This is a genomic window from Cellulomonas sp. P4_A2 (genome assembly GCF_056402515.1).
In genome coordinates this window covers 1-622 of sequence record NZ_JBFUHG010000054.1, presented here as the reverse complement: position 1 = coordinate 622, position 622 = coordinate 1, and the positions used below count along the sequence as shown (strand labels likewise).

Genomic DNA, 622 nt, shown 5'->3' with positions numbered 1-622 from the left:
GTGCTGAGCTGGGCAGCCGGGCAGCCGCTGATCGTCGGTGCGGTTATCAGTGGGCTGTTCTTCGCCCGCCGGCAGAAGGCGCCGAAGGCCGCCTCGGCTTTGGCTGGGGGTGCTCGATGACGGTCACCGAGCTTCGCCCCGAGGGCGACACGTACGCAGAGGGCCTGGCCCGTGCCGAGCAGATTCGTGCCGAGGCCGAGGCGCTGCGGGCGAAGACGGATTCGGACCGCCGCCGCCAGGAGCTGATCGACGCGAAGGCGGAGGCGAAGGCCCAGAAGGACATCCAGGCCGCGCTCGCCGAAGCGGCGGACGAGGAGCGCAGGCGCCAGCAGGCCCGGCGGGATGAGGCGGTCCGAAAGGCGAAGGCCGAGAAGTCGGCGTCGCTGTGGAAGAAGTCGGCGGCAGCGATCGCGATCGTCTGCATCATCGTCTCGCTTCCGCTGCAGATCATGGCGTTCTGGGACCCGAAGGCCTGGTTCCTTGTCGCCGCGCCGTTCGTCCTGGAGGGCGTCGCCTGGGCCCTGCTGATGGGTGCGCAGGCCGCGATCGACGACGACCGTCCGTCCTGGCACTACCGGTTGGGCGCGCTCCTGCAGGCGCTCATTGCCGCAGGCATCAACTA

Annotated in this window: 1 protein-coding gene; it reads left to right on the top strand. The window is 69.8% G+C overall.

Annotation, left to right across the window (positions count from 1 at the left end):
* Nucleotides 1-116: 116 nt before the first annotated feature.
* Nucleotides 117-622 (top strand): hypothetical protein (locus AC1DUE_RS20035; protein WP_477041165.1); only part of this gene is annotated, 506 nt, incomplete at its 3' end.